Source organism: Anaeromyxobacter sp. SG66 (genome assembly GCF_022690805.1).
GTDB classification, from domain to species: Bacteria; Myxococcota; Myxococcia; order Myxococcales; family Anaeromyxobacteraceae; genus Anaeromyxobacter; species Anaeromyxobacter soli.
In genome coordinates, this window is the sequence record NZ_JALCZC010000092.1 from 1 (window position 1) to 16526 (window position 16526).

15 protein-coding genes are annotated in these 16526 nt (G+C 74.0%); 10 read left to right on the plus strand and 5 right to left on the minus strand.

Going from position 1 to position 16526, the window contains the following annotated elements; translation table 11 throughout:
* From MNZ39_RS18970 to rsmA, 4 genes are all read left to right on the plus strand, one after another.
* Positions 1-884 (plus strand): DnaJ domain-containing protein (locus MNZ39_RS18970; protein ID WP_242340652.1); only part of this gene is annotated, 884 nt, incomplete at its 5' end.
* 106 nt (positions 885-990) lie between these two features.
* Entirely contained in the window at positions 991-3081 is a 2091-nt protein-coding gene (locus MNZ39_RS18975; RefSeq protein WP_242340653.1) for a response regulator, read from the plus strand.
* Positions 3082-3168: 87 nt separating this feature from the next.
* A complete protein-coding gene (gene tsaD, locus MNZ39_RS18980; protein WP_242340654.1) occupies positions 3169-4170 on the plus strand; it encodes a tRNA (adenosine(37)-N6)-threonylcarbamoyltransferase complex transferase subunit TsaD in 1002 nt (333 codons plus the stop codon).
* Positions 4158-5054, plus strand: coding sequence for a 16S rRNA (adenine(1518)-N(6)/adenine(1519)-N(6))-dimethyltransferase RsmA (gene rsmA, locus MNZ39_RS18985; RefSeq protein WP_242340655.1), 897 nt, complete (start codon positions 4158-4160; stop codon positions 5052-5054). The genes tsaD and rsmA overlap by 13 nt, the downstream gene beginning before the upstream one ends.
* 386 nt (positions 5055-5440) lie before the next feature.
* Here rsmA and MNZ39_RS18990 read toward each other — a convergent pair whose 3' ends face one another.
* Positions 5441-5707: a hypothetical protein gene (locus tag MNZ39_RS18990; protein WP_242340656.1), complete on the minus strand. Its 267-nt coding sequence runs from the start codon at positions 5705-5707 to the stop codon at positions 5441-5443.
* 218 nt (positions 5708-5925) lie between these two features.
* On the opposite strand from MNZ39_RS18990, the gene MNZ39_RS18995 reads away from it, so the two are divergent.
* The 5 genes from MNZ39_RS18995 (at position 5926) to MNZ39_RS19015 (ending at position 10008) form a co-directional block, all read left to right on the plus strand.
* On the plus strand, positions 5926-6573 hold the full coding sequence (locus MNZ39_RS18995; protein ID WP_242340657.1) for a deoxynucleoside kinase: 648 nt from the start codon (positions 5926-5928) through the stop codon (positions 6571-6573).
* A gap of 63 nt (positions 6574-6636) precedes the next feature.
* The gene (gene panB, locus MNZ39_RS19000; protein ID WP_242340658.1) at positions 6637-7557 is read left to right on the plus strand and encodes a 3-methyl-2-oxobutanoate hydroxymethyltransferase; all 921 of its coding nucleotides are present in this window, start codon (positions 6637-6639) and stop codon (positions 7555-7557) included.
* A gap of 51 nt (positions 7558-7608) precedes the next feature.
* Positions 7609-8478, plus strand: a complete 870-nt coding sequence (gene panC / locus MNZ39_RS19005) for a pantoate--beta-alanine ligase (protein WP_242340659.1) — start codon at positions 7609-7611, stop codon at positions 8476-8478.
* On the plus strand, positions 8475-8966 hold the full coding sequence (gene smpB, locus MNZ39_RS19010) for an SsrA-binding protein SmpB (protein WP_242340660.1): 492 nt from the start codon (positions 8475-8477) through the stop codon (positions 8964-8966). The genes panC and smpB overlap by 4 nt, the downstream gene beginning before the upstream one ends.
* Positions 8967-9102: 136 nt before the next feature.
* Positions 9103-10008, plus strand: a complete 906-nt coding sequence (locus MNZ39_RS19015; protein WP_242340661.1) for an HD domain-containing phosphohydrolase — start codon at positions 9103-9105, stop codon at positions 10006-10008.
* A gap of 27 nt (positions 10009-10035) precedes the next feature.
* Here MNZ39_RS19015 and MNZ39_RS19020 read toward each other — a convergent pair whose 3' ends face one another.
* The 3 genes from MNZ39_RS19020 to MNZ39_RS19030 all read right to left on the minus strand — a co-directional run bounded on the left by MNZ39_RS19020 (position 10036) and on the right by MNZ39_RS19030 (position 13071).
* Entirely contained in the window at positions 10036-10374 is a 339-nt protein-coding gene (locus tag MNZ39_RS19020; protein WP_242340662.1) for a DUF971 domain-containing protein, read from the minus strand.
* A 34-nt stretch (positions 10375-10408) separates the two neighbouring features.
* Positions 10409-11179: an NRDE family protein gene (locus MNZ39_RS19025; protein ID WP_242340663.1), complete on the minus strand. Its 771-nt coding sequence runs from the start codon at positions 11177-11179 to the stop codon at positions 10409-10411.
* A gap of 104 nt (positions 11180-11283) precedes the next feature.
* A complete protein-coding gene (locus MNZ39_RS19030) occupies positions 11284-13071 on the minus strand; it encodes a phosphoenolpyruvate carboxykinase (GTP) (protein ID WP_242340664.1) in 1788 nt (595 codons plus the stop codon).
* A 234-nt stretch (positions 13072-13305) separates the two neighbouring features.
* On the opposite strand from MNZ39_RS19030, the gene treZ reads away from it, so the two are divergent.
* Entirely contained in the window at positions 13306-15096 is a 1791-nt protein-coding gene (gene treZ / locus MNZ39_RS19035) for a malto-oligosyltrehalose trehalohydrolase (RefSeq protein WP_242340665.1), read from the plus strand.
* Positions 15097-15249: 153 nt separating this feature from the next.
* Here treZ and MNZ39_RS19040 read toward each other — a convergent pair.
* The coding region (locus MNZ39_RS19040; RefSeq protein WP_242340666.1) for a 30S ribosomal protein S1 at positions 15250-16526 on the minus strand (1277 nt) is incomplete at its 5' end.

The following is a 16526-nucleotide window of genomic DNA, read 5'->3' on the forward strand; positions in this document are numbered from 1 at the left end:
CCGCGGCCACCCCGCCGGCGGCGCGAGCCCAGGCCACCGGCGAGCGCCGGAGCGATCCCGCGGAGGCGCGCGCGCGGCGCCAGCGTCTCCTCCAGCGCGGGATGCGGAACCTGGGCGTGGGGCCGTTCGGCGGACGGCCGGCGGGCGCCCCGGCGCAGCCCGCCCCGCCGTCGGGAGCGCTCCCGCCCGGCGTCACGGGTGCGTCGCCGCCGGACGCCGATGGAGCCCTGCGCGAGGCGCTGCGCGCGGCCGCCCCGCGCGCGAGGGAGAAGGATCTCTTCGCGCGGCTGGGGCTCCCGGACGGCGCCGGGAAGGACGAGGTGAAGCGCGCCTTCCTGGACCTCGCGCGGCGGTTCCACCCCGACCGGTTCGCGAGCCCGTCGATGGCGGACCTGGCCGGCACGGTGCGCGAGCTCTTCTCCGCGGTGAACGAGGCGTACGAGGTGCTCTCCCACCCGAAGAAGCGCGCCGAGTACCTCGCGCGGCGGGCCGGGGCGGCGTCGGCGCACGACGAGGCGGCGCGCGCCGACTTCGAGAAGGGCGAGGCGTGCCTGCGCACGCGCGATCTCGCCCGGGCCCGGGCGTTCTACGAGGCGGCGGTCCGCGCCGAACCGAGGCCGGAGTACCAGGCGGCGCTCGCCTTCGCCTGCCTCTCCGACCCGCGCGCCCGGGATCGCGAGCGCGCTCGCGCGCTGCTCGAGGAGGCCACGAAGGACCCGGCCTGCGACCGCGCCTTCTACGTCGCCGGCCTCCTGGCGCGGGACGAGGGCGACGACGCGAGCGCCGAGCGGCTGCTCCGGGCCGCGCTCCGGACGAACCCGCGCCACGTCGACGCGGTGCGCGAGCTGCGCGCGCTCGCGACCCGCCGCGCCGACGGGCGCTGAGCCCGGATCGCACCGGCCGGCCGGGCGGTCGTCGCCTTGACTGACGCGCGAATCCCGGGCGAGATCAGCCGCGGCGGCGCCGGCGCGGCGCCGGAAAGGCGACACCTTGGCGAAGCAGCACCTGCTCCTCGTCGACGGCGATCCCAAGTCACTGCGCGTGATGGAGGTCTCGCTCAAGAAGGCGGGCTTCTCCGTCACGACCGCCGTGAACGGCCGCGACGCGCTCGAGAAGTGCGCCATCTCCCCGCCGGACCTCATCCTCTCGGACACCAAGATGCCCGAGATGGACGGGTTCGAGCTGTGCCGCCGGCTGAAGGAGGACGACCGCCACCGCGGGACGCCGTTCATCTTCCTGACCGGTCAGAAGTCGGTCGAGTTCAAGGTGAAGGGCCTCGAGCTGGGCGTCGAGGACTACCTGACGAAGCCCATCTACATCAAGGAGATCGTCACCCGCGTGAAGATCCTCCTCGAGAAGCGCGAGAAGGAGCGCCTCGAGAAGAAGGATCTCAAGGCGAGCTTCGCGGGGAACCTCTCCGACATGGGCGTCGTGGACCTCGTCCAGACGCTGGAGATGGGCAAGAAGTCGGGCGCGCTGCACGTGCGGAGCAAGCGGGGGGCGCTCGCCATCTGCTACTTCCGCGACGGCCGCATCGTCGACTGCGAGCTCGGCGGGAAGCTCTCCGGCGAGAACGCGTTCTACCGGCTGCTCAACTGGCAGGACGGGGACTTCGCGATCGAGTTCAAGCCCATCGATCGCGAGGAGCGCATCCCGGTGTCGACGCAGGGCCTCCTCATGGAGGGCATGCGCCGCATCGACGAGTGGGGGCGGATCGTCGAGCAGCTCCCCGCTCTCGACAAGGTGTTCGAGATCGACGACGCGCTCCTCGGCGAGCGGCTCGCGGAGATCCCGGACGACGTGAACGCGCTGCTCCGGCTCTTCGACGGCAGGCGGACCCTCGAGCACGTGGTGGAGGAGGCCGACTACGACGATCTCGCCGCCGCGGGCGTGATCTCCAAGCTCTTCTTCGAGGGGATCCTCCGCGAGGTCGCGGCGCCGCCTCCGCCCGCGCCCGAGCCGGCCACTGCGGCGCCCCGGGTCGCTCCCGCGGTCCGCGAGCTCCGCGCCGCGGAGGCCGCTCCTCCCGTCGCGCCGACCGCGGCGGAGCCCGACGGGGTGGACTGGTTCGCGGGTCCGGTCCCCCCGACGCCGCGCCCTGCGCGGTCGGAGCCGGCGGCCGCGGCCGAGCGCGCGGAGGCGGAGCGCTCCGCCGAGCCTCACGCCCGTCCGCCCGAGCAGCCCGCCCCCACGCCGCCTCCGGGCGCGTTCCAGCCGGGGAAGTACTCGATGCCGCTGCCGCCGCCGGGCACCCTCCCGCTGCCGCCGTCGCTGGCCACGCCGAGGGCGAGCGCACCGCGGGCCCCGGCGTCACCCCCCACGCCCGCGCCCGCGCCCACCGATCCGCTGCGCGAGGCCGAACGGAGCTCGCTCCCGCCCCGCCGCCCCCGCGCGCCGCTCGCGCTCGCCGCGGCCGCGGTCGTCGCCGTGGGGGGAGGGGCCTTCCTGGCGCTGCGCGGGGGGAGCACGGGCGCTGGGCCGACCGCGACCGCCGCCCCCACGCCGGCCGCGACCCCGCCCCCGCAGACGGTGGCCGCCGCACCGACCGCGACCGCCTCAACGGCCGCGATCCCGACCCCGGCTCCGGCTCCGACCCCCGCCGCGCTCCCATCCTCCGAATCGAGCCCGGCCCCGACGGCTCGCGAGCCCGCCGCCGCAGAGCAGCTCCCGGAGGCGACGCCGCCGCCAGCGCCGCCCGCTCCCGCAAGCGCCCGCTCCGAGGACACCGACTACCGGCGGTTCCTCGCGAGCGCCGAGCGCAAGTACGATGCCGGCCGGTTCGTGGACGCGATCGCGGACTACCGGCGCGCGGTCGCGCTGCGGCCGACCGGCCCTGCGAACGTCGGCCTGGCGCGCGCGCTCTACGACGCGAACCGCTCGGCAGAGGCGCTGCACGCGATCGAGGACGCCATCGCGGTCGACGGCCGCTACGCTCCCGCCTGGCTCCTGCTCGGCGAGCTCAAGCAGGCGGAGGGAAAGGTCTCCCAGGCGCGCGCCGCCTACCAGCGATTCCTCCAGCTCTCGCCCAACGGAGAGCAGTCGCGCGCAGTGCGCGAGATCCTCGCGAAGCAGCTCAGGTAGTCCCGGCGCGTTCCGCGGCCGGCGAGCCGTCGAGTGGGGGCGAACCCGCTCGCGCCCGCCGCCCGGCCGGGTTAGGTTCCGGCCGCGATGAAGATCCTCGCCATCGAGACCTCCTGCGACGAGACCGCGGCCGCCGTGGTCGAGGATGGGCGGCGCGCGCTCGCCGACGTGGTCGCCACGCAGATCGAGATCCACCGCCGCTGGGGCGGAGTCGTGCCGGAGCTGGCGAGCCGGAACCACGTCGTCCAGGTGATGCCCGTCGTCGACGAGGCGCTCTCCCGGGCGGGGGTGGGGCCGGACGGGATCGACGCGATCGCGGTCACGAGCGGGCCGGGCCTCGTGGGCGCGCTCCTCGTCGGCGTCCAGGCCGCCAAGGCGCTCGCGCTCGCCTGGCAGAAGCCGCTCGTGCGCGTGAACCACCTCGAGGGCCACCTCGTGGCGGCGTTCCTCTCCGAGACGCCGCCGGCGTTTCCGTACCTCGGCCTCGTGGTGTCGGGCGGCCACACGTCGCTCTACGCCGCGGAGCGCTTCGGAGCGTACCGGCTCCTCGGCCAGACCCGCGACGACGCCGCGGGCGAGGCGTTCGACAAGGGGGCGAAGCTGCTCGGCCTGCCGTACCCCGGCGGCATCGCGATCGACCGGCTCGCCAGGGAAGGCGACGCCCACGCGATCCGCTTCCCGAAGGCGATCGTGAAGGGCTCGGAGCTCGACTTCAGCTTCTCGGGCCTCAAGACCTCGCTCCTGCACCACGTCAAGAAGCACGGGGTGCCGGAGGGCAGGGGGCTCGCGGACCTGTGCGCGAGCTACCAGGAGGCCATCGTCCGCGCGCTCGTCGAGAAGGCGTTCCGCGCGGCGCGCCGCCTCCAGTTCGACCGGCTCGTCCTCGCCGGCGGCGTCGCCGCGAACAGCCGGCTGCGCGCGGCGGTGTCGGAGAAGGCGGCCGAGTACGAGGGCATGGAGGTGTTCCTGCCCGCCCCCAGGCTCTGCACGGACAACGCGGCGATGATCGCCGTCGCCGGCACGCACGCGTTCCTCCGCGGCGAGCGCGCGGGCTCGGACCTCAACGCGGACCCCGCATGGCGCCTGTGACGAGCGCACCTCCCGCCGCCGCGGCCCGCTACCCGAGCCCCCGCGCGCTCCTCGAGAAGTACGGGCTCCGCGCGAAGAAGAGCTGGGGCCAGAACTTCCTCGGCGACGAGGCGATCCTGGACGACATCGCCCGCCTCGCCGCGCCGCGCGCCGGCGATCGCGTGGTCGAGCTCGGCGCCGGCCTCGGCCACCTCACCGCCCGGCTCCTCGCCCGCGGCGCGGAGGTGATCGCCGTCGAGCGCGACCGGGACATGGCCCGCGTCCTGCGCGGGGAGCTCGGCCAGCGCGTCCGGCTCCTGGAGGCCGACGCCGCGCGGATCGACTACGGGGAGGTCGCGCGGGCCTTCGAGGCGCCGGCCGCGCCCGCGGGCTCCGCTCGGCGCCTCGCGGTCGTCGGCAACCTGCCGTACCACCTCACGAGCCCGATCTTCTTCTCGCTGCTCGACCAGCTCGACCACGTCTCCCGCGCGGTCTTCCTGCTGCAGCGCGAGGTGGCCGAGCGGCTCGCGGCGGCGCCGGGGACCCGCGACTGGGGGCTCGCGTCGGTGCTCCTGCAGCGGGAGGCCGACGTCTCCGTCGAGCGGATCGTCCCGCCGGGCGCGTTCCTGCCGCCGCCCAACGTGGAGAGCGCCGTGCTCTGCGCGCTCTTCCGCCCGCCCGGCGACGCGCTCCGCGTGGCGGATCCGGCCCGCTTCCGCCGGCTCGTGAAGGCCGGCTTCGCCCAGCGCCGGAAGACGCTCGCCAACGCGCTGCGCGCCGGTCGCGTGGTGCCGGACGACGCGCTCGCTCGCGCGCTGGAGGCCGCGGGCATCGACCCCTCCCGCCGCGGCGAGACCCTCACCGTCGCCGAGTGGGCCGCTTTGGACCGCGCTCTGGGGACCTAGACCTCAAATCGGACCGAACACCCGCGAGGCGCACGAGACGGGAGCCGAGACGGCACCCGCAGCGAGGCGCGCCGAGGCGCTCCTTCGACGGGAGCCGCGCCCAGCGGCGCCTGGCAGTGCGCCGCAGGCGCAACGAGCGAGGACGCCCGTCGCAGGCCCGCGCTCGAGATCGAACGCGGCGCGAGGCGCACGAGACGGGAGCCGAGGCGGGCAACCGCAGCGACGCGCGCCGAGGCGTACTGCTTCCGTACGCCGCAGGCGCAAGGAGCGAGGACGCCCGCCGCAGGCCCCGTATCGTGCGCCGTAGCAGTTCACGGGCGCCCACCCGCTATCTCCGCCCGCCCTACCCCTTCAGTCGGGAGGGCGCCCGTGAAACTCGACGGCCGCTAGGGGCCGAACGTCGTGCGCGCGGTGGCGAGGAGCAGGCTCATGCCGCGAGCGCCGTTCTCGCCGAGGTAGTGCTGGAAGGCGACCGGGTCGAGCCGCATGGACTCGACCGTCCTCGCGACGATCGCGTCGTAGCTCGGCGCGTTCGGCTTCTTGAGCTCGAGCGCGATCTTGAGGATGGCGCGATGGAAGGCCGGGTCGACCCGGGCCTCCACCGTCTCCCGCACCGTCACGGACCGCTCCCGCGTCGCGACTCGGCTGGCCATCTCGCGCTGCCTCCCCATCCCTCGTCCGCACTGCAAAAGTGCTGCGACGATACGTGACGTGACATCGCCTGTCAACGGACACCCTGATCCCAGGATCACGGGATCCACGATCATTTTGTCACGGTCTCGGTCGAACGGCGCGCCCCGCGTCCAGTCGCCGCGCTGCCTTGCGACCCCCGCCCCGCCGTGGCAAGCTGCCACGCTTTCGCGCATCCGGAATGGAACGACCCAGGTACATCGCGGTCGAGGGGCCCATCGGCGTCGGCAAGACGACGCTCGCGCAGGTGCTCTCCGAGCGGCTCGGGGCGCGCCTCGTGCTCGAGCACGCCGAGGAGAACCCGTTCCTCGCGAGCTTCTACGGCGACCGGCGCAAGCACGCGTTCCAGGCCCAGCTCTTCTTCCTGCTCTCGCGCTTCCAGCAGCAGCAGGCCCTCTTCCAGCAGGACCTGTTCACCCAGTCCACGATCGCGGACTACCTGTTCGCGAAGGACCGGATCTTCGCCGCGCTCACCCTGTCGCCCGACGAGCTGGCGCTGTACGATCGCGTGTACGAGCTGCTCGGGCCCCGCATCGTGAAGCCCGATCTGGTCGTGTACCTGCAGGCGCGGACCGACGTGCTCGTCTCCCGTGTCCGCAGGCGCGGCCGGGATTTCGAGCGATCCGTCGATTCGTCCTACCTCGAGACGCTCGCCAAGGCGTACGGTGACTTCTTCTTCCACTACGACGAATCGCCGCTCCTCGTCGTCAACACGAGCGACATCGATCTCGAGCAGAACCCGCAGGATCTCGAGGCGCTCCTGGCCGTGATCCGGCGGCACCGCAAGGGAACCCAGCATTACGTGCCCATGGGCACGCCAACGTATTAAGGATAACGAACCTCGCCAATGGGCAGGACCCCGCCACGGGGCCTACACCGGAGGAAGCGAGCCATGTCCAGCCAGACCGCGCCGCGAAAGCGGGTCACCGTCCACGAGCTTCGCAGGATGAAGGACGCCGGCGAGAAGATCGCCGTCGTCACCGCCTACGACGCGACCGCCGCCCGCCTCGCCGACGCCGCCGGCGTCGACGCCGTGCTCGTCGGCGACTCGCTCGGCATGGTGGTGCAGGGCCAGGACTCGACCCTGCCCGTCACGCTCGAGCACATGATCTACCACTCGGCCGCCGTGCGCCGCGGCCTCGCCCGCGGGGCCGGCCGGGCCCACCTCGTCGGCGACCTGCCCTTCGGCAGCTACCAGGCGAGCGCCGACGACGCGGTGAAGGCGGCGGTGCGCCTCGTCGCGGAGGGCGGGGTCGAGGCGGTGAAGCTCGAGGGCGGCGCCGAGTTCGTCGAGGTGATCCGCCGCATCGTCCGCGCCGGCGTGCCGGTGATGGGGCACATCGGGCTCACCCCGCAGTCGGTCCACCGCATGGGCGGCTACGTGGTGCAGGGGAAGGACTCGGAGAAGGCGCAGCAGCTCCTCCGGGACGCGCGCGCGCTCGAGCTCGCGGGCTGCTACGCGGTCGTGCTGGAGTGCATCCCCACCGAGCTGGCGCGCATCATCTCGAGCCAGCTCCGCATCCCGACCATCGGCATCGGCGCAGGCCCGCACTGCGACGGGCAGGTGCTCGTCCTGAACGATCTCCTCGGCATGGACGACGCGTTCACGCCCAAGTTCGTGAAGCGCTTCGGCGAGATCGGGCAGGCGGTCACCGCCGCCCTGGGCGCGTACGTCGGCGAGGTGAAGCGCCGCGCGTTCCCCGACGACGCGCACAGCTTCCACTCCTCGTCGGTGCGGCTCGTCCCGGTCGCGGCGGAGCAGGACGAGGACGACTCCGAGCCCTCCGGCGGCGTCATGGGCGCACCGGTGTAGCCTCCCCGCGCGCCGCGCCCGGCGCCACGAAAGCCAGCCAGCCCTCCCGAGATGAAAGCACCCGAGCTCATCACCGATCCCGCCGTCTGGCAGGCGCGCTGCTCCGCGGCGCGCGACGGCGGCGCCCGCCTCGCGCTCGTCACGACGATGGGGTTCCTCCACGACGGCCACCTCTCGCTCATGCGTGAGGCGCGCGCGCGCGCGGACGCCGGCGGGCGGCGCGGCCTCGTGCTCGCGTCGATCTTCGTGAACCCCACGCAGTTCGGGCCGAACGAGGATCTCTCCCGCTACCCCCGCGATCTCGAGGGGGATCTCGCCAAGTGCGCGTCGGCCGGCGTCGACTGGGTCCTCGCGCCGACCGACCCGAGCGCGATGTTCCCTCCCGATCACCAGACCTGGGTGACGGTCGAGCGCGCGTCGCAGGGGCTGTGCGGCGCCTCGCGGCCGGGCCACTTCCGAGGCGTCGCGACGGTGGTCGCGAAGCTGCTCAACCTGTCCCGGCCGCACGTCGCGCTCTTCGGGGAGAAGGACTTCCAGCAGCTGGCGGTGATCCGCGCGATGACGCACGACCTCGCGATGGGGGTCGAGATCGTGGGGATGCCCATCGTGCGCGAGCCGGACGGGCTCGCCCGCTCCTCGCGGAACGCCTACCTGTCGAGGGAGGAGCGGGAGCGGGCGCTCTCGCTCTCCCGCACCCTGCGCGAGGCGGCGGACGCCGCGCTCCGCGGCGAGCGGGACGCGGCGGCGCTCGTGGCGCGGGCCCGGGCGCGCCTCGACGCCGCGGGCCTCCGCGTGGACTACGTGGAGATCGTCCACCCCGACTCGCTCGCGCCGGTCGCGCGGGCGGAGCGCGGGAGCGTGATGCTGGTCGCGGCCTACGCCGGGGCGACGCGCCTCATCGACAACCTCCGGCTGCCATGAGCGCGAAGGCCACCGGCGGCGCGCGAGGCGCGGAGGGCGAGAAGATCGTCGCGACGAATCGTCGCGCCCGCTTCGACTTCTCCATCGAGGACTCGTGGGAGGCGGGGCTCGTCCTCACCGGCAGCGAGGTGAAGTCGCTCCGGGAGGGGAACGTGAACCTCTCCGACGCCTACGCGCTGCCCAGGGGCGACGAGCTCTTCCTCGTGAACTGCCGGATCGGCGAGTACAAGCAGGCGGCGCACTTCGGCCACGAGCCGCTGCGCGACCGGAAACTCCTCATGAGCCGGGCCGAGCTCGACCGCGTCCGCGGCAAGGTCGAGCAGCGCGGCTACACGCTCGTCCCGCTCAGCCTCTACTTCAAGGGCGGGTGGGCCAAGGTCGAGCTCGGTCTCGCGAAGGGGCGCGCCCACGAGGACCGGCGCCACGCCATCGCGGAGCGCGAGACGAAGCGCGAGATGGACCGCGCGCTCTCCCGCCGACGGCGCTGACGTCGCGCTCCGCCGGGTCCCGGCTCACCGGGCGCTCGCAGGCCCTGCCGCTCCCTCCACCGGGTGGTACCCGCGCCTCTCGTTGGGGCGCGCGCTCCGGGGAGCGGCTCTGCTCTGCTAGCTTGGACCGGGCGACATGTTCGATCGCCTGACGCTCACCCACGACATCGTCGACATTCGCGGCGCGCTCGTCGCGCGGCGCGGGACGGTGATCTCTCCCGAGTCGATCGCGGACGCGGCCCACCGCGCGCCGGCGCTGCCCCGCCGCAGGCTCGCCGAGACCGAGCTCGCGCGGGACGTCGACGCGCCGCTCGGGGCGGCGGAGTACCGGCACCTCTTCCACGGCGACGCGGTGCGCGAGGCCGTGGCGCGCGCCCTGGGCAACGCCCTCTTGCCGGACGTGCTCGTCGAGGAGCTCGTCGCGGCGCGGCGGGAGGCCGCCGCGGTGCACGCGCACGCCTTCGCCGCCGCCGCCGCCGCGGTGCGGATGCTCCTGTCGGCGGTGGGCACGGCGCGCGGCGTCCCCGACCTCGCCGCCGCGGCCCTGCTCCACGATCTCGGCATGCGACACCTCCCGCCGCGGCTCCTCGCGCCGGCCGAGCGGCTCTCGCGAGAGGACGCGCTGCGTGTGGCGGCGCACCCGCTCACGGGGGCGTATCACCTCGCGACCGTGCTCGGCGCTCACCCCGCGGTCGCCGCGGCGCGCAGCCACCACTGGCGCTGCGGGCAGGGCTACCCCGCGCTCGGCGTGGCGCCCTCGCGCTCCATCGAGGTGGTCTCGGTCGCGAGCGCCTTCGCGGCGCTCACCCAGCCGCGCGCCTTCCGCTCCGCCGCCTACAGCGCGCGCGGCGCGGCGGACGTGCTCGTCTCGGAGGCCGCCCTCGGGCACGCCGACACGAACACCGTCCGGCTGCTCGTGCACGCGCTCCGCGGCGGCCGGGGCGACCCGCGCGCGGTGAGGTTCGGGCACGTGCGCGAGGGGCACGCGCCGGAGCACAATCGATACGCACCGGTCGAGGTGCCGGCGCGGGCGTATGTCTGATTGAGCGCCGCTCGGCGACCCTCCGCGTCAGTCCTTCCAGAGCCCCGACGCGCGGCGGAGCGTCTCCCACGAGTAGATGCCGGTGTCGTGGCCGTCCGACCAGCGGATCCGGAGCGCGTAGTTGCCCACCGCCTCGAGGCCGAGCGGGCGGATGTCGGAGGGGATCGTGGTGGGGTCGAGGAGCTTCCGGCCCGTGCCCTCCTCGACGCAGCCTGCGCAGGGGCAGAAGTCGCGGAGCAGGTGGTTCGGGAGCGTCACCTCCGGCCCGCCCCGCCAGAGGATGCGGACGCCGCCGTCGACGAGGTCGATCGCCTCGGGCGGTTCGACGTCCTGCTTCTTGAACGACACGCGATCGAGGAGGCCCATGCGCCGCTCTACATGGCGCGGCGGTGGCGGCGCGTCAAGCCGTCCGCGCCAGCGCCACCGCGAGCGAGGAGCGGTCCTCGAGCGGCCCGAGGCAGGGGCGGGCGTCGGCGGTCCAGAGCTCCGAGGTCGCGAGCTCCCGGGTCAGCCGCAGCACCGTCGAGGAGCGCGTCCCGTACGCGGGGTCCATGTGGATGCAGGTCGCGGCGCCGGAGGCCGCGGCGCCGCGCGGGGGCACGGGGTCGCCCTCCGGGGCGTGGACGGTGAGCACCTCGCGCAGCCGCTCGACGCCGGGGTCGAGCGGCCAGCGCGCCCGCACGAGCGCCGCGCGCGGGCAGCGCCCGTCCCAGGCGTTCTCGGTCACGACGTGCAGGCCGGGGCCGAGCGCCTCGACGCCCGCGCGCTCGCCGTCGTACCACCACAGGAAGGCGGAGCGTGCGTCGGCGACGACGAGGTGGAAGGGGTTCCAGGCGTCCGGCCGGACGGCGCCGAACGCGGCGCGCGCGCCCTCCGCCGACCCGGCCGCGAGGGCGAGGGGCACGAGCTCGCCGCGCGAGCGGCGCGCGAGGTCGGGGTACCAGTCGAGGGGGGCGTGGTAGTTCGTGAGCGCGGCGACGACGCCCGTCCGCGAGAGGCCGATCCAGGTGCCGCCGCCGAGCGCGTCGAGCGGCGCGGCGTAGCGCTCGCCGCCCGGGAGCGCACGGAGCGCCCAGCCTTCCGACGGCCGCCCGAGCCGCTCGTCGCGGTTCGCCGCCACCACCACCGGCCAGCGGCGATCCGTCCCCAGGGCGACTGCGAGGGTGCACATTCGACGACGAGCTTAACGGCCCGAGCAGGGAAGCGCCCGTCGGGAAACGGCGGGGAGGGGGCCCGGCCGCCGAGCGGCCGGGCCCGCTGGGCCGTGTGATCTCGCTACTGCACCTTCCGCGCGGAGCGGACGCGCTCGAGCAGGATCTCGCGCTGGAGCGCGATCGGCCGCGGCAGCGTCTTGCCGAGCTTGTCGAACCACTCCTCCTGCGACTCGAGCTCCTTCTCCCACTCGCCCAGATCGATCCGGGTGGCGGCGGCGACGGCCTCGGGCTTCGCGTCGATGCCGGAGAGGTCGAGGTCGCCCGCCTTCGGCGTGTAGCCGAGCAGGGTCTCCTGCGCGCCCACGCGGCCAGCGGCGCGATCGAGCATCCACTTCAGCACGCGCATGTTGTCGCCGTAGCCCGGCCAGAGGAACTTGCCGTCGGCGCTCTTCCGGAACCAGTTCACCATGTAGACCTTCGGCGGGTTCGGGATGCGCGACTGCATGTCGAGCCAGTGCTGGAAGTACGAGCCGGCGTCGTAGCCGCAGAACGGCAGCATCGCCATCGGATCGCGGCGGACGACGCCGACCGCGCCGGTGGCGGCGGCGGTGGTCTCGGAGCCCATCGTCGCGCCGAGGTAGACGCCGTGCGTCCAGTTGAAGGCCTCGAGGACGAGCGGCACGGTGGTGGAGCGGCGGCCACCGAAGATCAGCGCCGAGATGGGCACGCCCTTGGGATCGTCGACGAAGGGCGAGAGGGCCGGGTTGTTCCGCGCCGGCGCCGTGAAGCGGCTGTTCGGGTGCGCCGCCTTCTCGGTCGAGCCCTTCTTCCAGGGCTGTCCCTTCCAGTCGATGAGCTCGGCGGGCGGCTCGGTGTCCCAGCCCTCCCACCAGATGTCGCCGTCGGCGGTGCGCGCGACGTTCGTGAACAGCGTGTCCTTGCGGACCGAGTCCATCGCGTTCGGGTTCGTCTTGCGGTTCGTGCCCGGCGCGACGCCGAAGTAGCCGTTCTCCGGGTTCACCGCCCAGAGCCGCCCGTCCTCGCCGACGCGCATCCACGCGATGTCGTCACCGACGGTGCGGATCTTCCAGCCCTTGTACGCGGCCGGCGGGATCATCATGGCGAAGTTGGTCTTGCCGCAGGCCGACGGGAACGCGGCGGCGACGTACTGCTTCTCGCCCTGCGGGCTCTCCGCCTCGAGGATGAGCATGTGCTCGGCGAGCCAGCCCTCGTTCTTCGCGAGGTAGCTCGCGATGCGGAGCGCGAGGCACTTCTTGCCGAGGAGGGCGTTGCCGCCGTAGCCCGAGCCGATCGACCAGATCGTGTTGTCCTGCGGGAAGTGGCAGATGAAGCGCCTGTCGGGGTTGCAGTCGGCCACGGAGTGGAGGCCGCGGTTGAACTCGTCCGACTGGCCGAGCCGGTCGAGCGCGACCTTCCCCATGCGCGTCATGATCCCCATGTTCAGCGCGACGTAGACGGAGTCGGTGAGCTCGAACCCGACCTTCGAGAACGGCGACGCCGCCGGGCCCATGATGTACGGGACGACGTACATCGTGCGGCCCTTCATCGAGCCTTCGAACAGCTGGCCGAGCTTGTGGTAGGCCTCCTTCGGCGCCATCCAGTTGTTGGTGGGCCCGGCCTCCTCGCGCGTCGGCGTGCAGATGAACGTGAGGTGCTCGACCCGCGCGACGTCGTTCGGGTTCGAGTGGTGGTAGTAGCAGCCCGGCCACTTCTTCTGGTCCAGCGGGATGAGGACCTTGGCCGCGACGGCTTCCTCCGTGAGGCGCTTCTTCTCGGCCTCGGAGCCGTCGCACCAGTACACGCGGTCGGGCTTGCAGAGCTTCGCCATCTCGTCGACCCAGCCGAGGAGATGAGGGTTCGTCGTGGGGCGATCGGAAGAGGTAGCCATCCCGTGGTTTCCTTTTTGGGGTTGGGTCGGAAAGTGGTCGAGTATCGCCGAGGTCCGAGCTGGGCGGGGGCGGGCCAAGCTAGCGCACGGAGGGAGCTACGTCGACCCCCGCCTTCCGATCCGGGGCTCCATAATCTCGGCCGGACGAGTCGGCGGGTAAATCCCGGATGGCCCGGCCGGATGGGCCGTTTCGCGGGGGTTCCGCGGCCCTATCCTGCCCCGTAGCTTCCCGGAATGACGCGCCATGCGCACGGGCCCACGATCCTGCCGGACGGGCGGGTTCGCTTCGAGGTCTGGGCCCCGAAGATGAGGAGTGTCTCGGTCCGCATCGACGGCCTGGAGCACCCGCTGCACGCCGAGCCGGGCGGCTGGTTCGCCGGGGACCTCGCGGCCGGAGACGGGACGCGCTACGCGCTCGTGCTCGAGGACGGGCGCGTCCGGCCCGATCCCGCCACCCGCCGCCAGCCGGACGGGGTGCACGGCGCGTCGGAGGTGTTCGATCCGCGCCGATACGCGTGGCAGGACGCAGGCTGGCGGGGGCTCCCGCAGGACGCGCTCGTGCTCTACGAGCTGCACGTCGGGACGTTCACGGCCGAGGGGACGCTCGACGCGGCGGGGGAGCGGCTCGGGGAGCTCCTCGACCTGGGCGTGAGCTGCGTCGAGCTCATGCCCGTCCAGCCTTTCCCGGGAGCCCGGAACTGGGGCTACGACGGCGTCGAGCTCTACGCGGTCCACGAGGCGTACGGCGGCCCCGCGGCGCTGCAGCGCTTCGTCGACCGCGCCCACGGCCTCGGCCTCGCGGTGTGCCTCGACGTCGTCTACAACCACCTCGGTCCCGAGGGGAACTACCTCGCGGAGCTCGGCCCCTACTTCACGAACCGTCATCGAACGCTCTGGGGCGACGCGCTCGATCTCGACGGCGACGGCTCCGGGCCGGTGCGCGGGTTCATGATCGGCGCGGCGGTGCAGTGGATCCGCGACTTCCACGTGGACGCGCTGCGCCTCGACGCGACGCACGCCATCCTGGACGACTCGCCCGTGCACCTCGTCGCGGAGCTCGGCGAGGCGGTCCGGGCGGCCGGCCGCGACGCGGGGCGCGAGGTGCACGTCATCGCGGAGAACGACGAGAACGACCGCGAGGTGCTCGACCCGCCGCCGGGCGGCTGGGGGGCCTCGGCGGTCTGGGCGGACGACCTCCACCACGCGCTCCACGCTCTCGTCACGGGGGAGCGGAAGGGCTTCCTCGGCGACTTCGGCGGCCCCGACGACGTCCGCCGGGCACTCGCGGAGGGGTTCGTCTACCAGGGCCAGTGGTCCGGCTACCGGAAGCGGCCGCACGGCACCGACGTCGCCGGCCTCGCGCCCGTCCGGTTCGTCACCTGCGTTCAGAATCACGATCAGGTGGGCAACCGGCCTCACGGCGAGCGGCTCTCCGCCCTCGTCCCCTTCGACGCCCTCTACCCGCTCTCCACGCTCGTCGTGCTGGGCTCGGGGTTGCCGCTCCTCTTCATGGGCGAGGAGTACGGGGAGGACCGGCCGTTCCCGTACTTCACGAGCCACACGGATCCCGCGCTCGCCGCGGCGGTCTCGGAGGGGCGCAAGAACGAGTTCATCGCCGAAGGAGCCGGGGAGATCCCCGACCCGCAGGCGGAGGAGACCTTCCTGCGCGCGAAGCTCTCGCACCGCCGGGACGGTCGGCACGGCGCGCTCCGCGGGCACTACCAGCGGCTCCTCGCGCTCCGGCGGGCGCACCGCGTCGAGATCGCGCGCGCCTGGCCGCGCGTCGAGCGCGAGGGGACCGCCTACACGCTCCACCGGCCGGGGCTCGTGGTGCGCGCCAACCTCGGACCCGAGCCCGCGGGAGGCCTCGCGCCCTGGGGCGTCGCGATCGAGCAGCCGGGTGCGCCCCGAGCGCAGGGCGGCGAGGGAGGGGAGGGCGAGCTCCGCGCGCAGGCCGCGGCGAGCGGGGATCCTCCGCACGCCTTCGAGACGGAGCCGGGGGAGGGGCTCGCTCCGCGCGGCTGAGAGACGCCGAGGGGCCCTGCTCGCGCTCCGCGCCCGACCCCGAGCGCGGGCCCGCCTGCGGTCGGCCAGGACCCTCGCGCCCGAAGCGACCGCGCCCGCTCCCCCGGCGAGGCCGGGACGAGCGGGCGCGCAGGGCGGCGGCGAGGAACGCCGCTACTTCTTCTCGAGCTTCTGCCGGAGCAGATCGCCGAGCGTGCCGAAGCCCTTGCCCGACGGGCGGGGGACGGACCTCTGGTACTCGGCCGCCTCGGCGCGCTCCGCGGCATCCTCCGCGCCGGTCTTGGACAGGCGGATGCGGTGCTGCTCGTCGATCGCGAGCACGAGCGCGCGGAAGCCGTCGCCCACCTTGAACGACTTGCGGAGATCGGACCCGCGCGGCGTGCCGCTCTCGCTCGCGGGCACGAGGCCGCGGCCGCCGGCGAAGCGGACGAACACGCCGAAGCTCTCGATCTTGTCGACCGTGACCTCGACCACGTCGCCCGCCTTCGGGGGCGGCGGCGGCGCGGGGCGAGCCGGCCGCTCGCCCGCGGGCGCCGCGACCGGCTCCGGCCTCGGCGCGAGCGACTTCACCGAGAGGCCGATGCGCTCGCCCTTCTTCGGATCCTCGTCGATGCGGAGCACCTGTACCTGCACGGCGTCGCCCGACTTGAGGAGGTCCTGCGGCTTCGAGACGCGATCCCAGGACAGCTCGGAGACGTGGACGAGCCCCTCGACCCCGCCGATGTCCACGAACGCGCCGTAGTCCTGCACGCTCGTGACGACGCCCTCGAAGACGGCCCCCGGGGCGAGCCGCTCGCGCGTGGCGCGCGCCTTCTCGGCGCGCTCCTCCTCGAGGAGGGCCCGGCGGGAGAGCACGCAGTCGCGCGCGTCGGCGCGCTGCACCCTGAACAGGAGCTTCTGGCCGACGAAGGTCGCCGGGTCGCCCACGAAGCGCACGTCGATCTGCGACATCGGGCAGAAGGCGCGGACGCCGTGGACCTCGACCTCGAGGCCGCCCTTGTTCGCCGCCTTGACGAGCCCCTCCACGGGCAGGCCGGTCTGGGCCGCCTCGATGACCGCCTCGCGCGCGTGATCCCGCGTGGCGCGCGCGTGGCCCTTCGAGACGATGACGCCCCGGTCGTCGGCGTGGATCACCACCGCGTCGAGGATGTCGCCCTCGCGCGCGGTGACGTTCCCCTCCGCGTCCTTGAGCTCGGCGACCTCGATCATCGCCTCGGCGACCCCCGAGCCGAGCTCCAGGAACGCCACGTCGTGGCCGAGCTGGATGATCTTGCCCGCGACCTTCTCGCCCACCTGGAAGCGGCGGCGGGGCGCCGCGCCCTCGGAGGCGAGCATGTCCGCGAAGGAGCCCTCGTCCGGCATCGCCAGCTCGGGGGCCGGCGGCGGCTCGGGCGCGGTCGGCGGCGGGCCGGCGCGCTCGGCCCCGGGCG